This is a genomic window from Clostridium vitabionis (genome assembly GCF_015351765.1).
In the GTDB taxonomy this organism is placed as follows: Bacteria; Bacillota; Clostridia; order Lachnospirales; family Lachnospiraceae; genus Clostridium_R; species Clostridium_R vitabionis.
In genome coordinates, this window is record NZ_JADKQA010000001.1 from 1,048,182 (window position 1) to 1,074,543 (window position 26,362).

The following is a 26,362-nucleotide window of genomic DNA, read 5'->3' on the forward strand; positions in this document are numbered from 1 at the left end:
TACAAGAGCAAGATGTGATTTTCCCGGGAATTTCTTTTTGTGCCGCAACTGTTCGGGATCCCTGTGGCGTGAACAGTTCCTTTGCGCCCTTTCCCGACGGCCGGCCGCGGCTAGAACCCCGCTGCCGGATGCCCCGCCTTCCTGCTCTCCCGCCGGTCAGTGCGTGCTGCCCGACGACCAGCGGACCGGCCTCGCCTTCCTCCGCGATGCCGGGTATGCGCGGACCTCCGCGGCGAGGTCGCCGACCGTTCGGATGACCTCGGCCTCCTCGGAGGGGATCGCCGTCCCGAACGCCTCATCCACCTCCGCAAGGATCATCGCCATATCGAAGGAATCCGCCAGGAGATCCTCGGCAAACCGGCTCTCCGGGGTGATTTCCGTCGGATCCAGGTCAAGCCCCCGGGCGACTGCCCGGATCAGCCTGTTCATCTCCCCCGCGTCAAACTCTGTCTTCATGTATTTTCCCTCCCCGAGAAAATTCTGCCCCTTTACGCATAGATTACGGTTCAACTCCGGCATGTACTGAACAGTGACAAGTATAGCGCATTTCCGCCTGAAACGTCGGAATTGGTGGAAAGTTTTTCTTATTTCGGATATAATGTTAACAGTTGGAAAGTCTTGGGCCGGCATTCTGCCGGCCGGATGGGAGCTTGCATATGGAACAAATTACCATGGAAAAGTATCACTGCATGGGCAATGATTACCTGGTCTACGACCCGAACCGCAACCCGATGCCACTGCACCGGGCGGCGATCGCCCGGCTGTGCGACCGCCATTTCGGAATCGGCGCGGACGGGATTCTCGTCGGCCCCTGCTTTGACAATGACCGGATGTCCGTGAAAATCTATAACGCGGACGGCAGCGAGGCGGAAAAGAGCGGCAACGGCATGGCGATCATCGCGCGCTACCTCCGCGACCGCAATTATGTGCAGAAAAACAGCATCTCCTTCGACACTATCGCGGGGGTGGAGCACGTCTTCTATCTGAATGAGGAGGGAACCCGGCTCAAGGTCTCGATGGGGCTCCCGTCCTTCTGGAGCGATGAGATCCCCATGACCGGGCAGCGCCGCGAGGTCATCAACGAGATCCTTGTCTTTGACAAGATCCCCTATGTGACCACCTGCCTCTCCCTGGGGAATCCGCACTGCGTGATCTGGATGAATGAGATCTCGAAGGAGCTGGTCTGCCGGATCGGGAACATTTCCGAATCCGCCGAGTATTTCCCCGAGAAAGTCAACACGCAGCTGCTGAATGTCCTTGACCGGACCAATATCCAGATTGAGATCTACGAGCGCGGGGTCGGCTACACGCTGGCTTCCGGTTCCTGCGCCTGCGCGGCAGCCTCGGCAGCTTACCGCATGGGCCTTGCCGACCGGAATATGTATGTCCACATGCCCGGCGGCCTCCTCGAGGTGGAAATCCGGGACGACGGGGAAGTCTACATGGTCGCCGGCGTCGGTTATGTAGGCAGCATTGTCCTCGGCAACGGCTTCTGCGAGGAGCTGCGCGCCCTCGACTGAGCCGGACCGCCGGATCCGGAGTGTTCCTTCCGGCCGCACAGGAGGTAATCTGATGAAATTTACTAAGATGCAGGGCATCGGCAACGACTATGTCTATGTCAACTGCTTTCGGGAGATCGTCCGGAACCCGTCGGAGCTGGCGAAAAAGGTCAGCGACCGGCATTTCGGCATCGGCTCTGACGGCCTGATCCTCATCTGCCCCTCGGAGGAGGCGGACTGCGAGATGGTCATGTACAACGCGGACGGCTCGCGCGGCGCAATGTGCGGCAATGGCATCCGCTGCGTGGGCAAGTATGTCTATGACCACGGGATCGTCGACAGGACGCGGATCACGGTGCTCACCGGCTCCGGCCTCCGGACGCTGGATATGCAGACGGAAAATGGGAAAGTTGTCTCCGCCACCGTGGATATGGGAAAACCGGTGCTGACGTCGAAGATCGACGAAGAAATTCTCGTGGACGGAAAGACATGGAACTTCACGGGGATTTCCATGGGCAATCCCCACGCTGTCGTCTTCCTGGATCATGTCTCGTCCCTCAATCTTCCGGAGATCGGTCCGGATTTTGAGAACCATCCCCGTTTTCCGGATCGGACAAACACAGAGTTTGTGCGGGTGATCGACCGCAGCCATCTGGAGATGCGGGTATGGGAGCGCGGCTCCGGCGAGACGCTCGCCTGCGGAACCGGTGCCTGCGCGTCGGCAGCTGCCGCGATCCTGAAAGGGCTCACCAAAAACACCGTGGATATTGCCCTCCTCGGCGGCCATCTGGGCATTACCTGGGACCAGGACAAGGACACCATCTATATGACAGGACCCGCGGTGGAGGTCTTCTCCGGCGAATTTGAGAACAGCTGACGGCTTAAGGGAAGCTGGCCTTTTTCAGGGAAACTGACAGGCTTCATGCCTTCGGACAGGAGGTGCGCGCTATGGCAGGGAAACACATGGTCATCACGATTGGCCGCCAGTACGGCAGCGGCGGCGCGGAAACCGGCCGGATCCTGGCGGAACTGCTCGGGATCTGCTGCTACGACAAAAACATCCTGAAAATCAATTCTGATGCCAGCGGCATCCGGGAAAGCTATTTTCACCTGGCTGACGAGAAAGCGGGGAACCGCCTGCTCTACCGGATCATGAAAAACCTGACGCCTGAGGAGGGGGCTCCGTCCTTCGGCCCGGACCTGATGTCTGCGGACAACCTCTTCCGCTTCCAGTCGGAAGTCATCCGGAAGCTTGCCGCGGAGGAATCCTGTGTGTTCATCGGCCGCTGCGCCGATTATGTCCTCGACCACTATGATGTGCTTCTGCGCGTTCATGTCATCGGTTCATGGGCGGAACGTGTCTCCCGCATCCGGGAGAAAACCGCCGGCTCTGAGGCGGATGCCGAGAAGGCTATCCGCCGGATGGACAGGGAGCGCGGGGAGTATTACCGCTATTACACCGGGCGGGACTGGGCGGATGCCCAGAATTATGACCTGGTCATCTCCACCGACCGGATCGGCCCTGCCGGAGCTGCCCGGGTGATCCTCGAATATCTCCGTTCCCTCGGTTTTGACCTTGACAAAGAATTTCCATCGAATAAAATAGAACAATGTCGGTAAAAACGCCGGAAATTTTTTCGGCGGTTTTGCAATAAATTCCGTCCATAACGCATTAACCTTATGAACGGAGAAACAAATCTGTGTGCTGGCTCGGCAGGGTAACTGATTCAAGAAAAGGAAACTCGAAACTCCAATGCATTGCTCCGTTACTCAGGAATCTCCGAAAAGCACGCAGCCTTCAGGGAAAGTAAACCAACCAGTGCTTTCACTGAAACGAGGAGGCATCCGGATCTTCTGATCCGGGTGCCTCCTTATTAGTAGAGCCCTTAGCAATAACCAGCCACCTGATGAGGACAAGGGAAAGCGCAGTCCGAGTTTCGTGGAGCAGCGATCACAGGCCGTACTTCTCCGCCACTTTCGCGAACGCCGGCATCGACCGGTGGATCATGTCATTCGACACGCAGTAAGCGATTCTCACATAGCCCGGTCCGAAGAATGAGCTTCCGGGAACAACCAGGATGTGCTCCTCCTTGCAGGCCGCGACGAATTTCTTCTCATCCTCATCCGGGGACTTCACCCACAGATAGAACGCGCCCTGCGGGCGTACACAGGTGAATCCGAGCTTCGTCAAGCCATTGTAGAGGTCATTTCGGTTCCTGTCATAGGCAGCAACATTGACCTTCACGGCGAGGCAGCGGCGGATCACCCGCTGGATCAGGGACGGCGCGTTCACGCTGCCGTTCACGCGGTTGGCGATCGTTGCCACCTGGATCAGGTCTTCGCTGTCCGACACGGAATCCGGGATCAGGGCGTAGCCGATCCGCTCACCGGGAAGCGACAGGGATTTGCTGTAGGAATAGCAGACAACCGTATTCTCATAGAAATCCGGCACCCACGGGACCGAGCAGCCGTCGTAGGCGAGCTCGCGGTACGGCTCATCGGAGATGATCAGGATGTCTGTGCCGAACTCCCTCTCCTTCTCCCGGAGAACGTCCCCCATGCCGCGGAGGCTCTCCGCGGAGTAAATGACCCCGGTCGGGTTATTCGGCGTATTGATGATGACCGCCTTCGTCTTCGGCGTGACAGCCTTCGCAAGCCCCGCGAGATCCGGCTGGAAATCCGCACTTGCCGGCGGAAGGACAACCAGCTTCCCGTCATAATTCCGGACATAGTTGCCATACTCGACAAAGAACGGGGCGAAAGTGATGACCTCATCTCCCGGATCCAGGATGGATTTCAGGATGATATTGAGCGCACTCGCTGCGCCGACCGTCATGATCAGGTTTTTCGCGGCATAGGCCGTGCCAAACCGCCGGTTCAGGGATGCGGCGATGTCCGCCCGGACATCCTCGTAGCCGCTGTTGGACATGTAGCCGTGGACGAACAGGGAATCCTCCTCATCGAGGACATCGCGGATGGCCTGGTTCACCTCCTCCGGGGCGGGTACAGACGGGTTGCCGAGGCTGAAGTCATAGACATTTTCCCGGCCATACTTTTTTGCCATCTCCTTACCTTCCTCGAACATGGCACGGATGGCGGAATTGTTCTGAAGAAATGGAAGCATTTTCTGCGAAATCATGGGATTGTTCCTCCTTGAAGATTTTCATTATTGTTCAGCGGCGCCGTCCGATCCCGAGATAGGCCATAAGGCCCGCGAGGAAAGTGACGCCGAAGTAAAACCAGGTGACCGGCAGGGAGAACCATGCCGAGAAAAAGGAAAAGGCCAGGTACGCCGCAAACTGTGCGTAGAACAGGAATGCCACCGGATTGTCCGAGTAGTCGCACGCTTCGGTAATCCTGGCGGACACTGCGCCGAGGGCAGCCGCGAAGAGCAGCACCCCGGCCGTCCCGAAATCATACCAGGCGTCATAGATGAGCGTGGTCGTCGTCAGCTCTTCCTTAATAAAGTAGAGCGGCGCATTGACGAGCTCCGGGAACATGGATTTCAGCCCGGTGAACGTCCACAGGGGCATCAGCATCCGCTTCCCGAAGGCATGCGCGGGGAGGGCGCGGATCAGATAATCCAGATTCTCATAATTCATCGCGATGTAGATGTAGGGCAGGCTCACAAACAGCGGCAGCCGGCTGTTCTTCATCTCGAAGATCCCGTTCAGGTATTCCGCGCTGTGGCTTCTCGCCGCGGTGAGGATGACAAGCAGCGCGGCCAGGGCTGCCCCGCCGGCAGCCATCAGCGCCGGATGGATTTTTCCACCCATCCGGAAGTAAACCGCTCCGGCAAGAAACACCGCGAAGACAAGCTGGAACCGTGATACACAGAGCAGCGGGACCGCAAGCCCGCAAGCCAGGGCAATTCCCGCCAGGATATCGCCCCGGAATGTCCTTCCCGTCCCCGTCCGGAAATAAATCACCGATAGGGGCGGCACGAGCACGCAGCTCACCGTGAAATAATGCAGGCCGTGGACATGAAAGGCGGAATAGGCATGCGGGACCCCCCGGACAAAGAACGGGACGTACCCCAGGATCCTGGCCTCGAGAAGAAAGCTCAGCAGGGAAACCATCGCGATGCCGCAGGCCGCGAGAAGCACCGGACCGGAGGCGTCCCTGAACCGTCTCGGATCATCCCTGAGTTCCCGCTCGCGGAATGCCGCATGGACGGACCAGGAGGACGCGCCATCCCTCGCCATTCCCGGGAAAAAGATCTCCCGGAGGCTTTCCCCCGAGAGAAGGCCGTACGCCGTGGAAAATCCCAGAACGGCCAGCGTCACGGAAAGCCACATCCCGGGGCACCACATTTCCCCGATGAAGGAGAGTTTAAGGCAGGCAAGGCCCTCACCACCGACAAAAGAGAGCAGGAACAGGCCGCGGAGAGAAAGCTTTGACCCGGAGCGTCCCGCCTCCGCCGCGTAGAGATAGGCGGCGGAAGCGAGAATCCCAAGCCCCGCGGGAAGGTTGGCATTCCAGCGGGAGAACAGGAAAGCCGCCGCCTGGCAGAACAGAAAAACGGTCATTCCTCATCCTCCCCGGCATCCCCGGCCCTCTCCTCTTTCCCGGAGCGGAGAAGGCGCATGTACTCGGAAAGGCCGCTGTCCGCGGCCTCCACCATATCCCGGAGGGCAAATGCCTCGTCATCCCCGGAGCAGGAAAATTCGACCTCCTCCCCGGATCTCACGCAGGCACCAAGGACGCTCAGCACGCTCTTGACATTGTATTCCGCCCCCCGTACCTCCATGGTTATCGTGCTCTTAAAGCACATCGCCCGGCTGCAGAGCTCCTGGGCGGGGCGCAGGTGCAGCCCGCCGGGAATGTTCATCCGGACCTTTGCCTTCATCATGTTCCTGTCGTTCCCCCTTCCGCGGTTGTGTCCGAACCGGTGTCTCCCTCCGCGGCATCGGTGCTTGCCGCCGTCTCCGCCGCCGTCGTCTGAGGCGCCTGCGCGTTCCGGGACCGGACGGTGACCGAAAGCGGTGACGCGCTGAGGACTTCCATACGGTCGGCGAAATCGGCACTGAGCGAGACATCCACCGAGACCGCGTGAACCCCGGCATCCGCGCCGGAGACATCTGCGCTGAGCGTGAGCTCCTTCTGGGTCAGCCGGGCGAGATCCTCGGCAAGGCCCTGAACCTGCACGGTGACTAACCCTGAATTGACCGAATAGTCATAGGCTGAGTTCTCCCCGGTCAGGCTGACCTGGCTTGCCGGCACGGTAACCCGCTGTGTCTGGAGCTGCTCAACCTTCAGCGTCACGGAGATTTCTGTATTGTCCATGCCGCTCAGGCTGACACCGGAAGGCAGGTAGTCGCGGAGATCCACGGTGGTCTTCACATTGCCTGTCGCCCCTTCCACATTGAGCGCCGGGTTCTGGATCCTGATCTCGCTCACGGACTCAAGTGCCGAAGATTCCCCGGCAATGGTCACCGTGGCGACCGTCGCCTCGGCACCGGCATACTCATAGCCGGCAGCAACATTCCCGGCAACAATGAAGTTTAACGGCACCTCCTTCAGCCGGAGGATATCTACGCTGTAGGCGACATCCCCGCCCTCAATCTGCACCTGCTCACTCATCGTCATCGCGTTCCCGTTCGCGTCATAGAACCCCGGCTTTGCGGTTCCGTTAAGATCCTGCGCCGCGCCGTCCACATTGATGGCCACGCCGACGGAGCTGATCTGGCCGACCAGGGACTGTGGCCCCTTGACCACGGCGGTCTTCGGATCCAACTTGATTTCGCCGGTCTCATAGCCGGATTCCACGGTGCCTGAGGTGATCGCCTTGAGGGTGAACTGCTTCGTCTGGAGAGGCTCCGTCTGGACCTTGATCACCCCGGGGGTCACCGTCGGGGTGCCCTGGATCAGGTTCGCGTTATCGGTAACCTCCACATACACCGGGATGGCGCCGGTCACATCGTACATGTCCGACAGGTCGGCATAGACATAGAAATCCTCCGCCCGGATCCTGGAGGCGTCACGGGTTCTCGCCCGGCAGCTGACGGTCGCTGTATTCTTCCCCACCACCTCATAGGTCAGGTTGGATTTCTCGAGAACCTCCTCGTTGGTGATTTTCACCTCCACATCGCGCGTCACGGTGATCACGGGATTGGCCGCGTTGACCACCCCCAGCCACACAAAAAACGCGGCGACAAATGCGATAACCTTGAGGCTGAGATTTCGCAGGAATATTTCCTTCATTTTCAATATTTTCTCCTAAAGCAAAAATGAACGGATGTCTCTCAGCGGATCCTCTTTCTCTTCCAGATGTCCCGAAGCCGCCCTGTGCGCCGCGTTTCCGGGCCAAGCATCTGGATCTGCAGGAAATTCGCGAGTTCCTCCTCGCTGGACAGGATCCGGAGGCTTCCGCCGATCGCCGCAGACACTCTCCCGGTCTCCTCGGAAACCACGATCGTCACGGAATCCGTGGATTCGCTAATACCGACCGCCGCCCGGTGGCGGGTTCCCAGAGCCTTGTTGATGGTCATATTTTCCGACAGGGGAAGGTAGCAGGTCGCCGCGCTGACCCGGTTTCCGCGGATCACCACGGCGCCGTCATGCAGCGGGGTATTGTGCTCGAAAATATTGATGAGCAGCTGGCTGGTCACGATGCCGTCCACCGCGATCCCTGTCCTCTCGATATCCATCAGGGAATTCTCCCTCTCCAGCACCATCAGGGCGCCGGTGCGGGCTTTTCCCATCTCGAAGGAAGCGCGGACGAGCTCATGGATCGTCTTCTTGCTGAACTCCTCGTCCTCCGTCACCGTCTCCGTCTGGAAGAAGCGCCCGAAGACGTCCTGGCTGCCGAGCTGTTCCAGCGCGCGGCGCAGCTCCGGCTGAAAGATGATCAGGATCGCCGTCACTGCGATAACCGAGCATTTCTCAAGCAGCCAGAGGATCGTATCCAGCTGGAGGACCGCCGCAAAGAGAAAGAAGCCCAGGATGAAGAGAATACCCTTGAGAAGGGTCCAGGCCTTGGTATTCTTGAACCACACCAGGATCTGATAGAGCACATAGCTGATGATCAGAATCTCGATGAAATTCTTGACTGTCATTCTCGGCACAAATGAGAACCAGGCATAAATATAAGACAACGCCGATGACATATACTGCCTCCAATAGCTGAACCGCGGATTTCCGCGAAATCATTCGTCTTTATGCACCCGGTTGATTTTCGTCACCCGGACGTCGGTCAGCGAAACCTTCATCTTCGGAACCGCCTTCACATAATAATAGTAGTCATCATCCTCGTAGTTGAGATACTCTGTCCGGGAGTAGTCCGCCGAATACAGGAAAAACCAGAGGATGAGCGCCGCCCCGAGGGAGACAAGGGCAGAGAGCGCGGTGGAAACCGGCATCACCGTCAGTTTCAGCATGAGGCTCCCGATGAGAACAGCAAGAAGCTGGAAAATGAGCCCGCTGGCGATGCCGATCAGGGGAGCATAATTGATGGAAAGGTCCCGGATCAGCAGGACAACCACGATCGACAGGCAGCAGGCCGAAAGCGCCAGAAGCATCGACGGATTGCCGAGGACACCGGAAAATACCTGGGACAGGATATCCAGTCGGTCCGTATTTTCCCCGATCGTGAACATGCTGTTATTCTGCCTGGCGTAAAGCATCAGGTAGTAGGCAAAGATCCCGATTCCGGCGGGAATGATGGAGACATACGTTCCCAGAAGGCCCACCGCGAGGGCAAGTGCGTAGGGAAGCCGCAGATAGAGAAACAGCGGCGCCACAAGGATCAGGATCGTATGGCGCACCTGAAAGCCGAACATGATCATCGCAAAGGCCAGAAAGAGCATGACGGATGCCAGAGTGAGCTCAACGGAAACCGCGGAGAACTCCGCCAGGATAAGGCCGGCGGAGAACAGTACGGCGGCTCCCGCCGGGAGAAGCGCCAGAAACAGTCCGGCGGCCAGGGCAAGAAGGATTCCGTGGATCTCCTCCCGGTAGCCGGTCATCCGGAGAACCAGGAGAAGTACCGCAAAGGCTGCCAGGAAGCGCAGCGCGTAATCTACCGGCTGGCTGTATCTGGCATAGAACGCCCGGAGGCGCTCCCGAAAAATCAGCAATGCTCTCATCCCCGCTTTTCCTCCCTCAAGAGCTGTTCCTTCCGGTGCTGAAAATCATACCTGCGGGACAGATAACGCAGCCGAGTCAGATAGATACCGCGGTATTCCCGCGCCTTCTCGTAGGCGCGGAGCGCCGCTGAGACGGCTAAGGCGAGATAGATCAGGAGGCCGGCAGCATAGAAAACCGCCAGCTCCCGGAGACGGGCGGCAAGAAGTTCCATCGTCAAGCCCCCGAGATAATGATCCAGGCGGCAGAAGGCCGCGATCAGGATGGCCAGGATGAAAGCGCCCGTATAGCCGAAAAAGCCGCGGATCGCATAGCGCGCGGCATAATCCTCCTGATGATAGAGACCGGCATCCCCGATTGCCCTGCTGTGCTCCTTCTCAAACATGGCAAGATCCGTCATCCGACGGATTTTATCCTCGTTCAGCATAAACCCTTCCCGATCTTCCCCCGCCGGGCGGCCGAATTCCCGCATTCCGGCGCTGAACCGCAACTGCATGGATGAAGTTAAAGCTATTGTAACTGTTCAGCCACCGCCCCCCGCGGGGCTTTGCTTCGCGGGATGCGGAGTTCCGAGCACCCGCGGCGTCTTGCCACATGCGGAGGGAGAGCCCGCAAAGCCATCCGCGAGCGGCCGGTCTGCGGGCTCTCCCTCCGCATGTGCTGAACAGTAACAGTATATCATAATTTTCTGTGCCACGCGAGCATCAGATCAACCATCCTGCCGTAGCTCGCGGTTCCCTCCGCCTGCCCGTTCGCCCGGAGATAGGCGTCATTGACCTTCTCGTGGGTTTCGGCGGCCTTTCCCCGGAACTGGTCCCAGAACGCATTATTCCAGGCAAGATCCTGCCGGTCCTGGTCCGTGAGTTTCCCGTAACAGAGTGCGTACCGCTCGGGATCCGCCGCCGCAAGCGCATTTCCCGCGTAGACAAAGCCGCAGAGCAGGCCGCTCCGCCGAATTTCCGCATCCTCCTCCCCGGCGAGGGCAAGAAAAGCAATGAAATTTGCCTCATCCTCCCGCATGAAGCCGCAGAGATGGGAAAGCTCATGGCACATGGTAAACGGGATGTTATAGTACGGGATCTCCCGGTTGACATTGGCCTCCACCGTGAACGGGGAGTAGATGCCGGTGATCTGGCGCTCGGAGAAAAACCTCGAACAGAGAATAGGCTTCGGCATCGGATAGTGGAAGCGAAGCTCCGGCCAGGCCTCCCCCAGGTTTTGCATGGCGCTCCGGCAGAGCTTCCCAGTCCGCCGGAAATAGGCAAAATCCGGCGCGGGCGTCTCTGCCGTCTGCCCGTCTGCGCCCGCGCTGGTCCCGAGCTCATCATCCGTCTTCCGGATCTCCTCCGCCAGATCATCGCAGAGGCTGTAAAGCTCCTCCGCGGACGCCTCCTCCCGCCGGAACCCGGCGAGCTCGGAAAATGTCCTGCTCCGGTAATTCACCCCGCAATTTACAGCGTAGAGGAAGAACAGTACCGCGGCTGCGGTGGCCAGGCGGATTCCGAGGCGGGACAGCCTCCTGATCCGGCATTTTCCATCACCGCCCCGGACAAGGCAGCAGACAAGATCTGCCGCCGCCGCGGCCGCGAGGAGGCAGAGCCCGATCTCGGAAAGGGAAAAAGGGAATATACCGCTCACCAGGGAAAACGCCGCGGAGAGCGACCGGTAGATATGGGCGCGGTACCACTCCGCAAATGCGGGGAAATGGTCCGCCGCCGCAAGAAGTCCCACCCCGGCAGCGGCAAAAACACCGGCCGGAAATAAGCGCCTCATCGGCCGCCTGTCCGCTGCGCGAGGCCGCGGATCCCGGTGATGGCCCAATCTTTCTGCTTCACCGTGATCACAGAACCGCAGTACGGGCATTTCGCCGTCGCGTTGATCCGCACCGGGGCGCCGCAGTTCGGGCAGTTCACGGTCCGGATCTCCGGATTCTTCTCTGTCCTGCTCCCGGTCTCCCTCGCGAGATCCCACTCGTAGGTCATGAATTTCTCCGCGGTCCGGCTCCCGGACACGAGCTCCCCGGTGTCGTCGTTCAGTGTATAGTCCACAATCCTCGTCTGGAGGACAGCCACAATGTGATCCATACCATTTTCCTGGTACCAGGCCGTGGGCGCGGCGGAGAGCACGGCAATCCTCTCAACATAGTTGGTTTCGTGCGCCGCCTTCTTCTGCTCAAGCTGCCTCTCCATCTGGGCGAAAAACGCATCCGTAAAGTACGGCCGGAGCGGCGCAATATCCTTCTTGGTCCAGCCATCCTGCATCTGGACATAGAGATTGGAGAGCTTCTCCGAGAAAGCCGCCTCATCGAATCCCGGGTCAATCTCCCGATAAGTGGATATCGGCTTTCCCTTTGACGGCTCCCTGGTCATCACCGGAACTTCCCGCCGCATCCCCCGCTTTCTGCCCTGCCGCTTCATATTGGCCAGGATAATCAGTGTGATCACCGCGATGACGAACAGGATCACGGCCGGATCCGCACCATCCTCCGAGCCATCATCCTGATCATAAAACCCCGGGTAGCCGCCGTAATAGCTGCCGCCGTAGCTGCCTCCGCCATAGCCGCCGTAGTCCCCGCCATAGCTGCCGCGGTCCCCGCCATTGCTGCCGCCGCTGTTATAGTCGCTGTTTCCGGAATAGTCTCCGAAATCCGCGCGCCCCGCGGCTGGGACAGCAAAGGCAAGGCAGGCTGCCAGGACAAATATCCCTGCCCAACGCATGAATTTCCTCATCTTTACTCCTCATGCAGAAGAATGCCGCCGAGTTCCTCCACGGTCGCCGCGATCTTACCGGCGCCGGCAGCCTCCAACTCCCCGCGGCTTCCATAGCCGTAGAGAACACCGACAGAGTCCAAGCCCGTCCCGCGGGCACCGAGAATATCAAATTCCCGGTCGCCGACCATCAGCATGTCCTCCCGGTGTCCCGCGCCGACAAGGCTGATGGCATAGCGGATGACATCGATCTTCTCGGATCTTGAGCCATCCATCGTCGCTGCCGCCACATAGTCAAAATACCGGTCAAGATGGAGGAACCGGAGAATCTCCTCCGTGTAGGCGTCCGGCTTGGCTGTCGCGACCATGAGCGTCCTTCCCCTGCGGCGGAGCGCTTCCAGCAGTTCCGGGATTCCCGGATAGGCAGAATTTTCATACTGCCCCTTCCGGGTGTAATACTCGCGGTAATAGGCGAGCGCCGTCTCCGCCTCCTTGCCGCTCATCCCGTAATCCTCCTCGAAGGACCGGCGGATCGGCGGCCCGATGAATTTCCGGAGCTCCTCCGGATGATCCACCGTGATTCCCATATGTTCGAGGGCGTATAACGCCGCGTTCACAATCCCCGGATCAGACTTCGTCAGTGTCCCGTCCAGGTCAAAAAGCAATATCCTGTGCATCCCCGCACATCCTTTCTTCCCAATCGTGTCCATCTGCCGGAACAAATCGTCCGGCCGATTCCATCTTAACATTATTCCGCCCTCATGGACAGACAAAAATCCCGGCACAGGCAGATCGAAACATGCCAGTGCCGGGATCGTATTCTGTTTGGTCTGGCCGGGGCGGCAAGCCGCCGGTTTATGAGGCGTTCTCCGCCCCCGGAAGGGACGATTCCGCCTCGGTGACAATATCGCCGACGCCGTCCAGGATCATCGTCGGCTGATAGGCAAACCGCTTCACGGTTTCCGGCGTGGAGACGCCGGAGAGCACAAGGACGGTGGACATGCCGCTCTCCGTGCCGGCCACGATATCCGTGTCCATGCGGTCGCCGACAACCACCGCCTCCTCGGAATGGCAGCCGAGTATCCGGAGGCCGGTCCGCATCATCAGGGGATTCGGCTTTCCGCAGAAATACGCCTTCTTTCCGGTAGCCATCTCCACCGGCGCGACGAGGGCGCGGCAGCCGGGCGCGATACCGCCCTCAATCGGCCCGGTCACGTCGGAATTTGCCCCGATCAATTTTGCCCCGCCGAGAACGAGGTTGACCGCCTGGGTAAGCGTTTCCAGCGAGTAGGTCCTGCCCTCGCCCATGACGACATAATCCGGATTGACATCGTTCATCGTGATCCCCGCGTCGTAGAGCGCGTTCAGAAGGCCGGCCTCGCCGATCGCGAAGACCGAGCATCCCGGAGCCTGCTGTTTCAGGAACTGCGCGGTGGCAAGCGCGCTGGTATAGAAATGCTCCATCGGCACATCCAGGCCCATCCGCATGATCTTCTGGTGGAGCTCCTTCGGCGTCATCCCGCTGTTGTTCGTCAGGAAAAGGTAATTCTTGTGCTCCTGCTGGAGCCAGTCGATAAACTCCGTGACCCCGGGCAGAATCTGGTTGCCCTTGTAGATCACGCCGTCCATGTCGCAGATAAACCCTTTTTTCTCGTTAAAATTGATCTTCATTCCGCCTTGTCCTCTCTTCCGCTCTCCGGGAGGTATTGTACCGGCTCGTCCGCCTTGAGATCTGTGGGAAATGACACCGTGATGCGCGTACCCCTGCCCTCCGCGCTCTTTAAGTCGATCTGCCCGTGGTGGATCATGACCGCGTGTTTCACAATCGAGAGCCCGAGCCCGGTCCCCCCGACTGCCCTGGAATGGCTCTTGTCCACCCGGTAAAAGCGCTCAAAAATCCGCTTCTGGTCCTTCTTCGGGATCCCGATGCCGTTGTCCTGGACATCGAGGACAGCGCGGCTGCCCTCCCCGCGGACTTCCACATGCACCAGCCCGCCCGGCCGGTTATAGCGGATCGCATTGTCGCAGAGATTGTAGGTGATGGCCTCCAGAAGATCCGGGACGCCGGTCATCTCCGCATGGGAACCGCCGATCGTCAGGGTAACCTTCGCATTCTTCGCCTCGGTGAGAAGCCGGCAGACCGCGGCATTTGCCTCCGCATAGAGGTCAACCTTCTCCCGCTTCATGTCGTCGGCACCCTCGTCCAGATGGGACAGGCTGATAATATCGTGGACCAGCTGAATCGCCCGCTGCGCTTCCTTATAAATCTTGCCGGCAAACGGCCGGATATCCTCCTGCTTCACCATGCCGTCCTTCATGAGCTCGGCATATCCGGAGATTGCGTGAAGCGGTGTCTTCAGCTCGTGGGACACATTGCCTGAAAACTCCCGGCGCATCTGCTCCGCCTGCTCCCGCTCCGTCACATCGTACATGATAACCGCGGCGCCGCGGATTTCTCCATCCGCCTCGACCGGGGAGGCGCTGACCTGATAGCTCTCCCCGTGAAAGGGGACAACCTTCTCCGCCCTCTCCCCGGCAAGTGCCTTCTCGATCACATTCTGGAGGTCCAGGTTTCGGCTGACCGTGAGAATCTGGCGCCCAATCACCCCGCGCTCCGTGTCCAGGAGCTCCGCCGCTGCCGTGTTGATGGCGAGGATTTTCCCGCTGCGCTTTAAGAGTATCATACCCTCCGCCATATTTTCAAGTATGGTATCCAGCTCCCGCTGTTTCTGCCCGAGCTCCCCCTCGCGCTCCGCCAGCTCATCCTGCTGCGCGTCAATGCGGTGAAGCAGCGGGGAGAGCTCATCGTACCCGGCATTTTCCAGCGGGTGATCCAGGTCGATCTCGTTGAGCGGACGGACGATGCGCCTCGCGAGACGCATCGCCGTAAAGCCGGAGAAGGCCAGGGAGAGCGCAACCGCAGCGATCAGGGGCTGCAGAAGGCCGAGCACCAGCGTAAAGACACTGTACTGGCTGACAGACATCCGGAGAATGGTTCCGTCGGAGAGCCTCTCCGCCGAGTAGAGAAGGCGTTTTGTCATCGTGTCGGAATAGCGGCTGCTCTCGCCGTATCCCGAGGAGAGCGCCTCGGAGACCTCCTGGCGTCCCGCGTGATTGCCCATGGTTCCGGGATCCGCCTCATTGTCATAGAGGACATTCCCTTCCGCATCGATCCAGGTGATCCGGCTGTTCGGAAGATCCAGGGATTTGAGATAAGTGATCCCCTCATTCTCCACACCGCGCGCGGCGAGATCCAGCTGGGTATGCAGTTCCCGCCCGGAAAGCCCGCTGAAATACTGGTACAGGGCGCCGAGCGTGAGGAGAAAGGACACAAAGAGGCCGATAAAAGTCGCAAAAAATATGGAACGGAATATCTTCCTGGTCATCAGCGGTCCTCCATTTTATAGCCTACACCGCGCACGGTGCGGATCAGCTCCCCCTGATCCTGCAGTTTCATCCGGAGCGTCCCGACGTGGACATCCACCGTCCGTGTCTCGCCTCCGAAATCCATATCCCAGACGCTCGCGAGAAGCGCTTCCCTGGAAAACACCTTGCCGGGATTACCCATGAACAGCCGGAGCAGCTCATATTCCTTGAGGGTGAGCTCCACCGGTTTGCCGTGAACAAGAACCGTGTGTGCCGATTCGTTGAGCTCGACCTGGCCGGCCCTGAGCAGTGTCGGCGCCTTATGCCGGGATGAGCGGCGGAGCACCGCCTTCACCCGGGAGACCATCTCCGTCATGCCAAACGGTTTCGCCAGGTAATCATCCGCGCCCAGGTCGAGGCCGACCACCTTGTCATACTCGGTTCCCTTGGCCGACGCCATGATCACCGGAACATCCGCGGTCTGCGCCCGGTTCCGGAGCTTCTTCAGGATAGTGATCCCGTTCTCATCCGGCAGCATGATATCCAACAGGACGAGATCCGGCGTTATGTGCTTCAATGCTTCCCGGAACGCGGTGCCGTCCGCGAATCCCTGCACTTCATAGCCGGCAGCCGCCAGGGCGTAAACCATGAGTTCTCGGCTGCTGTCATCATCTTCCACGCAAAAAATCATCATTCAGTCTACCTGCTCGCGGGTTCCCGTGATCGAGAAGATCACCCAGTTCGCCACGTTGACCGCATGGTCGCCGATTCTCTCAAAATACTTCGCGATCATCAGCAGGTCAACCGCGGCCTCCCCGCTCTCCCCCTGATTCTTCAGCTGTTCAATCAGGAGCCTCTTCACCTCGTCAAAATAGTTGTCTACTACATCGTCATAGTGTATCACATTTCTGGCCATTTCGGCATCTCTCTTGACGAAGGCATCGACAGCCTCGGTGACCATGCGGATGACGCTGCCGGCCATATCCGCCATCGGCAGCTTGTCATCCACATTCCGGATCGACCCCCTGGCGACAATCTCCCCGATCTCCTCGGACTGCACACCGATACGATCCATATCGGTGACCATCTTCAGCGCCGCGGAGATGGTCCTGAGATCCCTGGCCACCGGCTGCTGGCGGAGAAGAAGCTGCAGGCAGATCGCCTCGATCTCCCTGTCCTTCTGGTTGACCTGTTCAAGAAGGTCGACCAGAGACTTCGCCTCATGCATGTCATAGTTCAGGAGGGAATCCGATGCCCTGGAGATCGCGGTCTCGCAGAGCATCCCCATCCGGATCATTTCCTGGTTCAGTATTTCCAGCTGTTCATCAAAATTCGCGCGCATATCAGCCAAACCTCCCTGTGACGTAATCCTCCGTGCGCTTATCCTTCGGCATCGAGAAGATCTGTTCACTCGTTCCAAATTCTACCAGTTCTCCCAGGAGGAAGAACGCGCACCAGTCAGAGATACGCACTGCCTGCTGCATGTTGTGGGTAACCATGATCACCGTATAGTTTTTCTTGAGTTCAAGGCACAGCTCCTCAATCTTCCCCGTGGAAATGGGATCGAGGGCGGAGGTGGACTCGTCCATCAGGATGATGTCCGGCTCGACGGCGAGGGCGCGGGCGATGCACAGCCTCTGCTGCTGGCCGCCGGACATGCCGAGCGCGCTGGTCTTCAGGCGGTCCTTCACCTCATCCCAGATTGCCGCACCGCGAAGGGACCGCTCGACAATCTCGTCCAGCTTCGCCTTGTTCCGGATCCCATGGATGCGCGGGCCATAGGCGATGTTGTCATAAATGCTCATCGGGAACGGATTGGCTTTCTGGAAGACCATGCCGATACGCTTCCGAAGATCGGTGACATCGACCGACGGGTCATAGATGTCCATCCCGTCAAACCGGACGCTTCCGGTGATCTTCACGTCCGGCACCAGGTCATTCATCCGGTTCAGGGTTTTCAGGAAGGTAGATTTTCCGCATCCGGACGGGCCGATCAGCGCCGTGATCTGGTTCTTCGGCAAATTGACCGAGACATCCTTCAGGGCGTGATGGTCGCCGTACCAGAGGTTCAGGCCATTCACCTCGATCGCGGCCTCCCCCATCACCGGCGGCTCGAAGGGGGTGTCCGTAAGCCCGGCTGCCGCCGCAATGGCGGAGGACATCACACTCCTCTTTCCTGCCATCGGGATATCCGACGCGGTTTTCTGTGTAGTTTTCATCGGTTCCTTGTCTGTTTGCTTTTTTTCGGCTGAAGCCGTCATCATCTTCTCACTTTCCAGGGTATTGTCCCTTACCTTATACGGAAATACGGAATCAAACTTTTCTCAGCTTTCTCGCTGCAATCTCAGCCAGAAAGTTCATGAGAAGTGTCAGCAGGATCAGGATCACGGCGATCCCGAAGGCAACGCCGGTTTCCCCTCGCTCGCTGGCATAGACATAGAGGGCAACGGTCAGCGTCGCCGAGGATGTCTGCAGGGCATCCGCAAACCCGAGCAGCTTCAGCCCGAAGCCTGCGGTGAACAGGAGGGCGGCGGATTCGCCGACAATCCGGCCGACCGCCAGGATACATCCGGTAACAATCCCGTCGATGGCATTCGGGAGAACCACGGTGCGGATCATGTGCCATTTGCCGGCGCCGAGGGCGAGAGAGCCCTCGCGGTAGCTGTCCGGGACAGTTTTCAGGCTCTCCTGCGTTGTACGGAGGATCGTCGGGATGTTCATCATCACCAGGGTAAATGCGCCGGCCAGGATCCCGGGCTGCAGGCCAAGCACCTGGATGAACATCAGCATGCCGACCAGGCCGAAGATAATGGACGGGATGCCGGAGAGTGTCTCGGTGGCAAATTCCAGAACCGCCACGATCTTCTTATTGGCGGCGTATTCCGTCAGGTAGATCGCCGCGCCGACGGAGAGGGGAAGGACAATCACCATCGTCACGATGATGATATACAGGGTGTTCAGGATATTCGGCAGGATGCCGATCGTGTGGTTACGGTAGCTGATCTGTGTGGTGAGGAACTGCCAGCTGATGTTTGGAATTCCCTTATAGAAAATGTACCCGATCAGAAAGGCCAGAAGAACAACGGTCAGCGCGGAAAAGAAATAGAGAATGACCGTCATGAACCGGTTGTACAATTTTCGGCGCAAATCCATATCACTTGCTCCTTCCCTTGATGAAGATGTTCAGGACAATATTGATGATCATGATAAAAATAAAAAGGACAAGACCGATCGAGAACAGCGCATTTCTCTGCAGAGATCCCACGGAAGCGTAAGACATCTCGGAGGCGATCGCCGTGGTCATAAACCGCACCGGCTTTAAGAGCCCGGGCATGTTGGCGACATTCCCCGAGACCATGATGATGGCCATAGCCTCGCCGATCGCACGGCCGACACCGAGGACGATCGCTGCGGCGATGCCTGATCTCGCCGCCGGCACAGACACCTTGAACCAGGTCTCCACTCTCGTCGCGCCGAGCGCAAGCGACGCTTCCTCATACTCTTTGGGGACAGCCTGGAGCGCTGTCTCCGAGACATTGATGATCGAGGGGAGGATCATGATCACCAGGACGACGATCGCTGCCAGAAGGGTCGCCCCGGAGGAGAGGCGGAAAGCCCTCTGGATTCCCGGAACCAGCACGATCATGCCGACGAGGCCGTAAACCACCGAGGGAATACCGGCAAGGAGCTGTACCGCCGTGCGGATCACCGCGGCGATCCGCTTCGGTGCCGCCTTGGAGAGGTAGACGGCAACCATGAGACCGATCGGCACGCCGATCAGCACCGAGAGAAAGGTGCCGTAGAAACTGGTTAAAATGAAGGGGAGAATCCCGTATTTCGGATCCGCGGCCGTGGATGCCCACACCGTGCCGAAGAGGAAATTTCCAATGCCGATCTGGCCGATCGCCGGGAGCCCGGAAATCACCAGATAGATGGAGATGGCGATCACGAAGGCCACCGCCATGGCGCCGCAGATGAAGAAGAGCGCATGGGGGATGATCTCCGAAACCCGCCTTCCCGCAGAAACCTTTTTCATATGTTTACCTGCTTTCCTGAAAAGCCGCGAATATTTCCGTTTTTTCTCTGTCCGGAAGAGGACCGCCTGGTACGGATACCGCCACGAACCTTCGCAGAAAGTCCGTGGCGGTATCCCGTCTGAATCCTCAGGCGGATGTATGGATTACCGTTTCATCAATTCTTCTTTGTTGCCGGAACGACACCGGCGCCGCTGATCAGGTCCGCAGAGTCCGCGGAAGTGCAGTAGTCATAGAATGCCTGTGCTGCCGGGCTCAGGGTTTCGCCGTTCTTGGTGATCAGGTTGAAGTCTCTCTGGATCTTGTAAGAGCCGTCAGCGATGGTATCCTCGCTGCACTGCACGCCCTCGACATTGAGAACCTTGATGCCGCTCTGGTTCTCCACAGAGGAGAAGGAAGCATAACCGATCGCGTTCGGGGAGTTCTTTACCCCCTCGATCACCGCGCCGGTGGAGGTCAGCTCCTGGGAAAGCTTGCATTTATCCTTTGTGCCTGTGATCGACTCGAAGCCGTCGCGGGTGCCGGAACCTGCCTCACGGCCGATCGCCGCGATCTCGGAATCGCTGCCGCCGACATCCTTCCAGTTGGTCGTCTCGCCGGTGTAAATGGAAGCGATCTGGTCGATGGAGATGTCCTCCAGCGGGTTATTCTCGTTGACGATGATGGCAATGCCGTCCAGGGCGATCGTGGTCTGCTCAAGGCCCTTCGCCTTCTCATCATCCTTCAGGTCTCTGGAGGCAAGGCCGATATCGCAGCCACCGTTGCTTGCCTGCTCGATGCCTGTGCCGGAACCGGTGGCATCATAGGTGACAGTCACGCCCGGGTTATCCGACATGAACTGTTCAGACAGGGCACCAATCACTTCCTCCATGGAAGTGGATCCGTTCGTGGTCACGGTGCCGGACAGATTGCCGCCAGCAGCTGCCTTCGTGGACTCCGCGGCCTTTGTGTCCGCCGCTGCCGACTTCGTGGTCTCCGCGGATTTTGTGCCCGCCGCTGCCGTTGTCGTCGCGGAACCGCTGCTGCCGCAGCCGACTGCTGCTGCCATGCACATCACGGAAACTGTTGCCGCGAGAATCTGCTTTGTCTTCTTCATATTAAAAATTCCTCCTTTAGTATGTGTCCTGCTGTCTCAGACAACTACATACTAGTGGAGGAAGATCAAATCCAATATCATTACAATGTAAATTTCCTGTAAAGTGCACCTATTCTTCCCGGAGAATTTTCTCCAGAAGCTCCGCCGCGCCCGCCGCGAGCTGGGACACCTTCTGGATGCGGACGCAGGAATCCCCATAGATCACATGGAGATTCTCCAGATATCCGGTGAGGCCGAGGAAAATGGCACAGACCGTAAGCCCCCGCTTCCGGAGCGCCTTCACTGTCTCCGCGGTTTCGTTCACCGCGGCTGCGCCGTCGTACTCCCGGGGGAAAATATTCCCCTCGTCCGGGGGCATCCTGGTGGAATCATCCGGGTGGGCGTCGGTAAGGACAATCAGGATCCTGCCGTCAAACTCGTGCTCCGGCGAAACGTAACCTTCCCCCGCGGATTCCCCCGCCTTCATCCGGTCCGCGGCGGCCCGGATCGCGAGCCCGTCCCGGTTCCAGCCGGATGCGTAATAGGCGGTCAGGCGGCGGATATCCTTCTCCCCGTAATCCTTGAGGAGCTGGAGCACGGTATAGCCCCGGAGGCTGCGGAAAGCCGTGACCCGCACCGGGACGTGGCATTCGGCGAGGCTTCCCGCCAGGATATACGCCTGGGCGGCAATCTCCTCCTGGGAGCCCAGCCGGGAGGAGGAGGCGTCAAGAAGCAGGTCTACCTTCAACCTGTGCTCGACCTCATCCCCCGGCTTCTCGAAAACGTAAGGATCATCCAGGACACCAAGGCGCCAGGCGCGCCCGGAGGACAGCCGCCCGGATCTTGCCTGCACCGGGAGCGGCTGCTCGAAGCTCTCCAGGATGACCTGGAGGCGGGAGGACAGCCGACGGATGCCGGAGGCGATCAGCACCCCGGAGGAGGAAAAGTATGCCTCGTTTTTTCTCCGCTGCTCCGCGGCGTCATGGGCGGCGCGGACAGCGTCCTCGAAGGCTCCGGCGTTTTTCGCCGGCTCTCCCCGGGTAAACCAGAGCCTGCAATCCCCGTGGGCACCGCTGCAGAGGGCATTATCCATCGCGCGGCGCTCCTTCTGCCCGTAGATGCTCTCCCCGAAGCAGGCTCGGATGTACTCCTCATCCTCCTCCGTGCGGAGCGCGTCATGCTTTTCCCGGAGAGACGCGCTGTGCACATCGGCATGGCCGTCTCCCTCCGCCGGCGCGGCCATCCGGATCACCGCGGAGTCCACGTGCTTGACCTCCCTGTGGAAAAACCGGCGGAGAACATTGCCGGCCGCTTCGGAAAGCACGGTTCTCCCCCGCTCACCGCCAAGGGAGAAATCGTCAAAGCGGAAATACCGGATCAGGATCTCCTGCAGCCTGTCGATCAGGCCGTCGGTGTCGAGATCCCCGGGGAGCATCAGCCCATCATAGAGCTCCCTCTCCCAAGGGGCAAGGATCGGGAGCTTCCGTCCGCAGGCCATGGCAAATCGCGCCTCCCGCTGGGTGAATACCCGCATATTCCGGCTCATCATCTCCTGCCGGGACAGCGTCTCGCGATACCGGAAGAAGTCCTCCGCGTGATCCCGGCGGAGCGCCTGGAGAATGGGCCTCTCCGGAATTTCCTTCTCGTAGACGCAGTTCTCAATCCCGAGCCAGCAAACCTCGTCAAAGGCATTTGCCCGGGGGCTTGCCGCGAAGCTTTCAAAAAAGCGGGAAAGTTTCCCCATGTCCAGCCACTTTTCGGCAAGGCCGATCACGGTATTCATATAGAAATCGGCATTTCCGTGCTCGTCAAAGGCCATGAAGGGCGGGTCGAAGTCGTATCGGCCCGCCGCATTCCAGATGATATTGAGCGCGCGGCGCTGCTCGCCGCTGTAATGTCTTCTCAGCATAAGTCAGGCATCCGCATCCTTCCGCCGTTTTCAGGCAAAGATATCCTTCCCGGCCAGCTTCTCCGGGATCCTCGCCCGGATGACATCCCGGATGAGCCCCTGCTCGTACCGGTCGAAGGTCTTGTTGGTGATACACATATCCAGGGCGTCTCCCGCGGAGATCCCCACGGAAATCAGCCGGATGGCATCCAGCATGCCCCTGAGGTCAAGTGATCGGTCGGAAATCTCGGCATTCTCCGTCTTTTTCTCCAGCTCGTAGAAAAGCCTGATAAACTGCCCGCGGGCGCTCCTCTTCATTGTTGGGAACTGATCTGTAATCAGCCGTGCCAGGTCGTCCTCGTCAATCACCGGCATATCCAACACCGCGAAGCGGCTGGTCAGCGCCTCGTTCATTTCCCTGGTACCCGCATAGCCGTAATTCATCGTCCCGATAAACCGGCACGCCGGGTCGAGCGGGATCCGGTCATAGCCCGGAATCTCAATCTCCCGCCGGAAATCCAGCGTCTCATGAAGTACGGCGAGCGCCTCGTTCTTCGCCATGTTGATTTCATCCAGAATGCCGATGCCCCCGTTCCTGGCACAGAGCGTCACCGGCCCCGGACGGAAGACGACCCTGCTGCCGTCGAAGGTGTCTGACCCGATCAGGTAGGCAGCGTCAACATTGATGTGGAAGCTGATATTCCAGCATGGGCGGCCGAGAACCAGGCCGAGATTTTCAGCAAGGACGTTCTTCCCGGTCGCTTTCGGTCCCGCCAGGAGAAGATTTTCCCCCGTGAGAAGCACCGCCAGCGCCTTCTCCCAGACCGCTTTTCCGTAATACCGGTAATCCGGGCAGGGCACTCGGTCCGCCGCCTCCGGGGGAACCGGATAATCGGCACGATATTTCCTTACACCGTCAACCAGGGTCTCCGGGACCCCCTCCTTCCGCAGAAATTCCAGGAGTTCTTCCAAGCGATGTTCATCAGCCATGACAGGATTTTCCTCTACTCTCTCTATTCATAATTCATGACAAGAAACAGCGGCTTTACCGCCACCACCTCGTCGTATTCCTTCTGGGAGACCTTCACCTGGGAATTGAGGGCTTTTAAGTCCTCCTTGACCACAGTGAGGGACTCTGCCACCGTCACCGCGCGGCCCATCCGGATCGCCCGGATCATCCGCTCCAGCACGATCGGGTGCGCGTACTGCGCGGGGATGGGAAATCCCGGATCCTCAGACACAAAAGCACGCATTTCCGAGAGCGCCTGGTCCCAGTCCCTCTGGGCGGACCGGCGGTTCCTTCCTGCCGTCGGCAGGATCCGCGTCGCCGAAACCAGGAAAATAAACGCGAAGCCGAACAGGACGAAGTAGACCGCCCATCCCTTGCGGTTCAGCATCGCCCAGATACCAAATGCGACCGCTGCTGCCGCCGCCAGTACAATGATCACGGCAAAAATCTGGTAGGTCGGATTGATCCGGTCGATCGTCCGCTTCTCCCTCGCGGCATAAGCCAGCTGCCTCGACAGATCCGGATTTCTGTCCAGATAATCCTGCGCGCTCCGGAGATTCCCCACGGAGCGCTCCGCCTCCGGGGAAAGCTCCTGCAGATATTTCTTCTTCTCCGCTTCTTCCGCCTCGGCGAGCTTCTTCTCCGCGGCGGCGCTGTGGGTCGGGATCTCCGGATGATCCTCAGCAAGCACCCGCAGGAACTGGTCAACCTGGTCTTCAAACTTGAAATTGCACTGCTTTTCGGTTCCGTCTGACATCTGGACAACAAGATAAGCCATGCTGCCGAAGGCACCCTTTCCGGAATAACCGCCCTTCGACATCGCGACTCTCTTAAAGCAGCGCCGGATGTCCGCGTAAGCCACATAATAGCAGCGGTCGATATAGAAGCTGTTCAGATAGACCGCCTTCTTCCCGATCCCACAGGGGCCGATCTTCAGGCACTTCTTTTTATCCTCCTCCAGGACATCCCGCTTAAGCACAATGTTCCCGAGGGGTTTCGGGACAAACAGCATCACATTCACCTCTCTGAAAACCGCAAAGTGGTGGGAAAATGTTTCCATTTTCCCGCCACCCTCTGATGGACTTATGCAATTATAGCACACTAACGTTCCTTACGCAGTTCTGTATTTCTTGGACTTGCTCAGGAAGATTGCCAGGAAAATGACCGCGGCGATGACACCCGCCGGATAGGCAACTGCCGTATTCAAGGTCAGGGCAGGAATCATGCCCAGGCACTCCTTTGCCATAACAAAGTAAGTTACGGAAACCGCGCTCATGAAGGTTGCCGGAACAGCGGTAATCCAGAAGTTCTTGTGTTCCATCGCCAGATACATGGATGCGGACCAGAGAACGATCATGGCCAGCGTCTGGTTTGTCCAGGAGAAGTATCTCCAGATGACCGCGTAGCTGAACAGGCCAAAGGACTGTCCAAAACCAAGGAAGGCGCCGATCCCGAGAACCGGGATGCAGAGCTTCAGGCGGTTAGCCGCATGTTCCTGGCTCATGCCCATCCAGTCGGCGAGGGTAAGCCGTGCGGAACGGAAGGCCGTATCCCCGGAAGTGATCGGGCAGGCGATAACGCCCAGCATGGCGAGGACAATGCCGATGCCGCCCATGGTCTTCGAGCAGACATCATAGATCGCCGCGGACTGTCCGTCTTTCAGGATTTCCGCAAGGCCGCTGTTCACGAGCACCCCGGCCGCGTTCGCGGAGGTCTCGTAGATCGAGCAGCCTGCCGCTGCCCAAACCAGGGCGATGATGCCCTCGGCAGTCATGGCGCCGTAGAAGACGAAGTGGCCCTGCTTCTCACTCTTCATGCATCTCGCCATCAGCGGGGACTGTGTGGAATGGAATCCGGAGATCGCGCCGCAGGCTACGGTGATGAACATGAAGGACCAGACCGGTGTCGCCGCCGGATGCATGTTGTAGAAGTGGCTCCAGATTTCCGGGGTGTGATAGCCGTTCAGCGGAAGGCCGATGGCAACACCGACCGCCATGATGATCAGGCAGACGCCGAAGATCGGGTAAATCTTACCGATGATCTTATCGATGGAAATGAAGGTTGCGATAAAGTAATACGTCAGGATAATGGCCAGCCAGAATGCGGACTTGATCAGGATGCCCGTAGCTCCGCTGTTCTTGCACAGGGTGACCAGAAGTCCCGCCGGGCCGACGGCAAATACGGTGCCGACCATCACCAGGAGGACAACCGAGAAGGCTCTCATGATGTTCTTCATGACCGGGCCGAGGTACTGGCCGGTAACCTCAGAGATCGACTCGCCGCGGTTTCTCTCGGAGAGCATACCGGACATGTAATCGTGCACGCCGCCCGCAAAGATCGTGCCGAAGGTAATCCAGAGGAAGACGATCGGTCCCCACTCAGCGCCCTGCATGGCGCCGAAGATCGGGCCGAGGCCGGCGATGTTGAGGAGCTGGATCATAAACAGCTTCCACTCCGGCATGACAACGTAATCGACGCCATCGTTGATGGCGACTGCCGGCGTCTCGCGGTCGTCCGGACCGAAGGTATTCTCCACGAACTTGCCGTAGGTGAAGTAGCCGCCGATCAGCAGCAGGAGACAGAGAATAAAGCTTACCATAACAAAACCCCTTTCGATAAATTTGATGAAATGGCACATGCCTTTCATCGATCGCCTACAGTGTAGTCTCGTTGTGAAAGATGCACAAGATGAAAAACG

General features: G+C 58.9%; 26 protein-coding genes. 3 read left to right on the top strand and 23 right to left on the bottom strand.

Annotation, left to right across the window (positions count from 1 at the left end; genetic code table 11):
- Positions 1-156: 156 nt before the first annotated feature.
- On the bottom strand, positions 157-456 hold the full coding sequence (locus ISF27_RS04570; RefSeq protein WP_235986011.1) for a phosphopantetheine-binding protein: 300 nt from the start codon (positions 454-456) through the stop codon (positions 157-159).
- A 200-nt stretch (positions 457-656) separates the two neighbouring features.
- On the opposite strand from ISF27_RS04570, the gene dapF (ISF27_RS04575) reads away from it, so the two are divergent.
- The 3 genes from dapF (ISF27_RS04575) (at position 657) to ISF27_RS04585 (ending at position 3,119) form a co-directional block, all read left to right on the top strand.
- Positions 657-1,520: a diaminopimelate epimerase gene (gene dapF, locus ISF27_RS04575; RefSeq protein WP_194609497.1), complete on the top strand. Its 864-nt coding sequence runs from the start codon at positions 657-659 to the stop codon at positions 1,518-1,520.
- Between the two features lie 52 nt (positions 1,521-1,572).
- The gene (dapF, locus tag ISF27_RS04580; protein ID WP_194609499.1) at positions 1,573-2,376 is read left to right on the top strand and encodes a diaminopimelate epimerase; all 804 of its coding nucleotides are present in this window, start codon (positions 1,573-1,575) and stop codon (positions 2,374-2,376) included.
- A gap of 71 nt (positions 2,377-2,447) precedes the next feature.
- The gene (locus ISF27_RS04585; RefSeq protein ID WP_194609501.1) at positions 2,448-3,119 is read left to right on the top strand and encodes a cytidylate kinase-like family protein; all 672 of its coding nucleotides are present in this window, start codon (positions 2,448-2,450) and stop codon (positions 3,117-3,119) included.
- A 331-nt stretch (positions 3,120-3,450) separates the two neighbouring features.
- On the opposite strand, the gene ISF27_RS04590 is transcribed toward ISF27_RS04585, so the two are convergent.
- The 22 genes from ISF27_RS04590 to ISF27_RS04695 form a co-directional block, all read right to left on the bottom strand.
- The gene (locus ISF27_RS04590; RefSeq protein WP_194609502.1) at positions 3,451-4,638 is read right to left on the bottom strand and encodes a pyridoxal phosphate-dependent aminotransferase; all 1,188 of its coding nucleotides are present in this window, start codon (positions 4,636-4,638) and stop codon (positions 3,451-3,453) included.
- A 34-nt stretch (positions 4,639-4,672) separates the two neighbouring features.
- A complete protein-coding gene (locus ISF27_RS04595) occupies positions 4,673-6,028 on the bottom strand; it encodes an O-antigen polymerase (protein ID WP_194609503.1) in 1,356 nt (451 codons plus the stop codon).
- Positions 6,025-6,351 (bottom strand): HPr family phosphocarrier protein, encoded by a 327-nt coding sequence (locus ISF27_RS04600; RefSeq protein WP_194609504.1) that lies wholly within the window; start codon positions 6,349-6,351, stop codon positions 6,025-6,027. Before ISF27_RS04600 ends, ISF27_RS04595 begins: the two co-directional genes overlap by 4 nt.
- Positions 6,348-7,703 carry a CdaR family protein gene (locus ISF27_RS04605; RefSeq protein WP_194609505.1) on the bottom strand — a complete coding sequence of 452 codons (1,356 nt, stop codon included), beginning with the start codon at positions 7,701-7,703 and terminating at the stop codon, positions 6,348-6,350. Before ISF27_RS04605 ends, ISF27_RS04600 begins: the two co-directional genes overlap by 4 nt.
- Positions 7,704-7,744: 41 nt before the next feature.
- Entirely contained in the window at positions 7,745-8,557 is an 813-nt protein-coding gene (cdaA, locus tag ISF27_RS04610; RefSeq protein ID WP_407926046.1) for a diadenylate cyclase CdaA, read from the bottom strand.
- 90 nt (positions 8,558-8,647) lie between these two features.
- Complete coding sequence (locus ISF27_RS04615) at positions 8,648-9,586, bottom strand: ABC transporter permease (RefSeq protein ID WP_194609507.1); 939 nt, start codon at positions 9,584-9,586, stop codon at positions 8,648-8,650.
- Complete coding sequence (locus ISF27_RS04620) at positions 9,583-10,056, bottom strand: hypothetical protein (protein ID WP_194609508.1); 474 nt, start codon at positions 10,054-10,056, stop codon at positions 9,583-9,585. Before ISF27_RS04620 ends, ISF27_RS04615 begins: the two co-directional genes overlap by 4 nt.
- A 206-nt stretch (positions 10,057-10,262) precedes the next feature.
- Positions 10,263-11,357 (bottom strand): DUF3810 domain-containing protein, encoded by a 1,095-nt coding sequence (locus ISF27_RS04625; RefSeq protein WP_194609510.1) that lies wholly within the window; start codon positions 11,355-11,357, stop codon positions 10,263-10,265.
- Positions 11,354-12,313 (bottom strand): zinc-ribbon domain-containing transport protein, encoded by a 960-nt coding sequence (locus ISF27_RS04630; RefSeq protein ID WP_194609512.1) that lies wholly within the window; start codon positions 12,311-12,313, stop codon positions 11,354-11,356. The genes ISF27_RS04625 and ISF27_RS04630 overlap by 4 nt, the downstream gene beginning before the upstream one ends.
- Positions 12,314-12,315: 2 nt before the next feature.
- Positions 12,316-13,041 (bottom strand): HAD hydrolase-like protein, encoded by a 726-nt coding sequence (locus tag ISF27_RS04635; RefSeq protein ID WP_235986012.1) that lies wholly within the window; start codon positions 13,039-13,041, stop codon positions 12,316-12,318.
- A gap of 106 nt (positions 13,042-13,147) precedes the next feature.
- The gene (locus tag ISF27_RS04640) at positions 13,148-13,963 is read right to left on the bottom strand and encodes an HAD-IIA family hydrolase (protein WP_235986013.1); all 816 of its coding nucleotides are present in this window, start codon (positions 13,961-13,963) and stop codon (positions 13,148-13,150) included.
- Positions 13,960-15,678: a sensor histidine kinase gene (locus ISF27_RS04645; RefSeq protein WP_194609514.1), complete on the bottom strand. Its 1,719-nt coding sequence runs from the start codon at positions 15,676-15,678 to the stop codon at positions 13,960-13,962. The genes ISF27_RS04640 and ISF27_RS04645 overlap by 4 nt, the downstream gene beginning before the upstream one ends.
- Positions 15,678-16,349, bottom strand: coding sequence for a response regulator transcription factor (locus ISF27_RS04650; protein WP_194609738.1), 672 nt, complete (start codon positions 16,347-16,349; stop codon positions 15,678-15,680). The genes ISF27_RS04645 and ISF27_RS04650 overlap by 1 nt, the downstream gene beginning before the upstream one ends.
- Before the next feature lie 3 nt (positions 16,350-16,352).
- Positions 16,353-17,000, bottom strand: a complete 648-nt coding sequence (gene phoU, locus ISF27_RS04655) for a phosphate signaling complex protein PhoU (protein WP_194609516.1) — start codon at positions 16,998-17,000, stop codon at positions 16,353-16,355.
- Position 17,001: 1 nt separating this feature from the next.
- The gene (pstB, locus tag ISF27_RS04660; protein ID WP_194609740.1) at positions 17,002-17,760 is read right to left on the bottom strand and encodes a phosphate ABC transporter ATP-binding protein PstB; all 759 of its coding nucleotides are present in this window, start codon (positions 17,758-17,760) and stop codon (positions 17,002-17,004) included.
- Between the two features lie 211 nt (positions 17,761-17,971).
- Positions 17,972-18,811, bottom strand: a complete 840-nt coding sequence (gene pstA, locus ISF27_RS04665; protein WP_194609518.1) for a phosphate ABC transporter permease PstA — start codon at positions 18,809-18,811, stop codon at positions 17,972-17,974.
- A gap of 1 nt (position 18,812) precedes the next feature.
- Positions 18,813-19,694, bottom strand: coding sequence for a phosphate ABC transporter permease subunit PstC (gene pstC / locus ISF27_RS04670; RefSeq protein ID WP_194609520.1), 882 nt, complete (start codon positions 19,692-19,694; stop codon positions 18,813-18,815).
- 155 nt (positions 19,695-19,849) lie between these two features.
- Positions 19,850-20,788, bottom strand: a complete 939-nt coding sequence (locus tag ISF27_RS04675) for a phosphate ABC transporter substrate-binding protein (protein WP_194609522.1) — start codon at positions 20,786-20,788, stop codon at positions 19,850-19,852.
- A 109-nt stretch (positions 20,789-20,897) separates the two neighbouring features.
- On the bottom strand, positions 20,898-22,676 hold the full coding sequence (locus ISF27_RS04680; protein WP_194609524.1) for a vWA domain-containing protein: 1,779 nt from the start codon (positions 22,674-22,676) through the stop codon (positions 20,898-20,900).
- A gap of 30 nt (positions 22,677-22,706) precedes the next feature.
- The gene (locus ISF27_RS04685; protein WP_194609526.1) at positions 22,707-23,645 is read right to left on the bottom strand and encodes an AAA family ATPase; all 939 of its coding nucleotides are present in this window, start codon (positions 23,643-23,645) and stop codon (positions 22,707-22,709) included.
- Positions 23,646-23,668: 23 nt separating this feature from the next.
- Positions 23,669-24,724 (bottom strand): ATPase P, encoded by a 1,056-nt coding sequence (locus ISF27_RS04690; protein WP_235986014.1) that lies wholly within the window; start codon positions 24,722-24,724, stop codon positions 23,669-23,671.
- Positions 24,725-24,775: 51 nt separating this feature from the next.
- Positions 24,776-26,263, bottom strand: coding sequence for a carbon starvation CstA family protein (locus tag ISF27_RS04695; RefSeq protein ID WP_194609528.1), 1,488 nt, complete (start codon positions 26,261-26,263; stop codon positions 24,776-24,778).
- Positions 26,264-26,362: the final 99 nt, after the last annotated feature.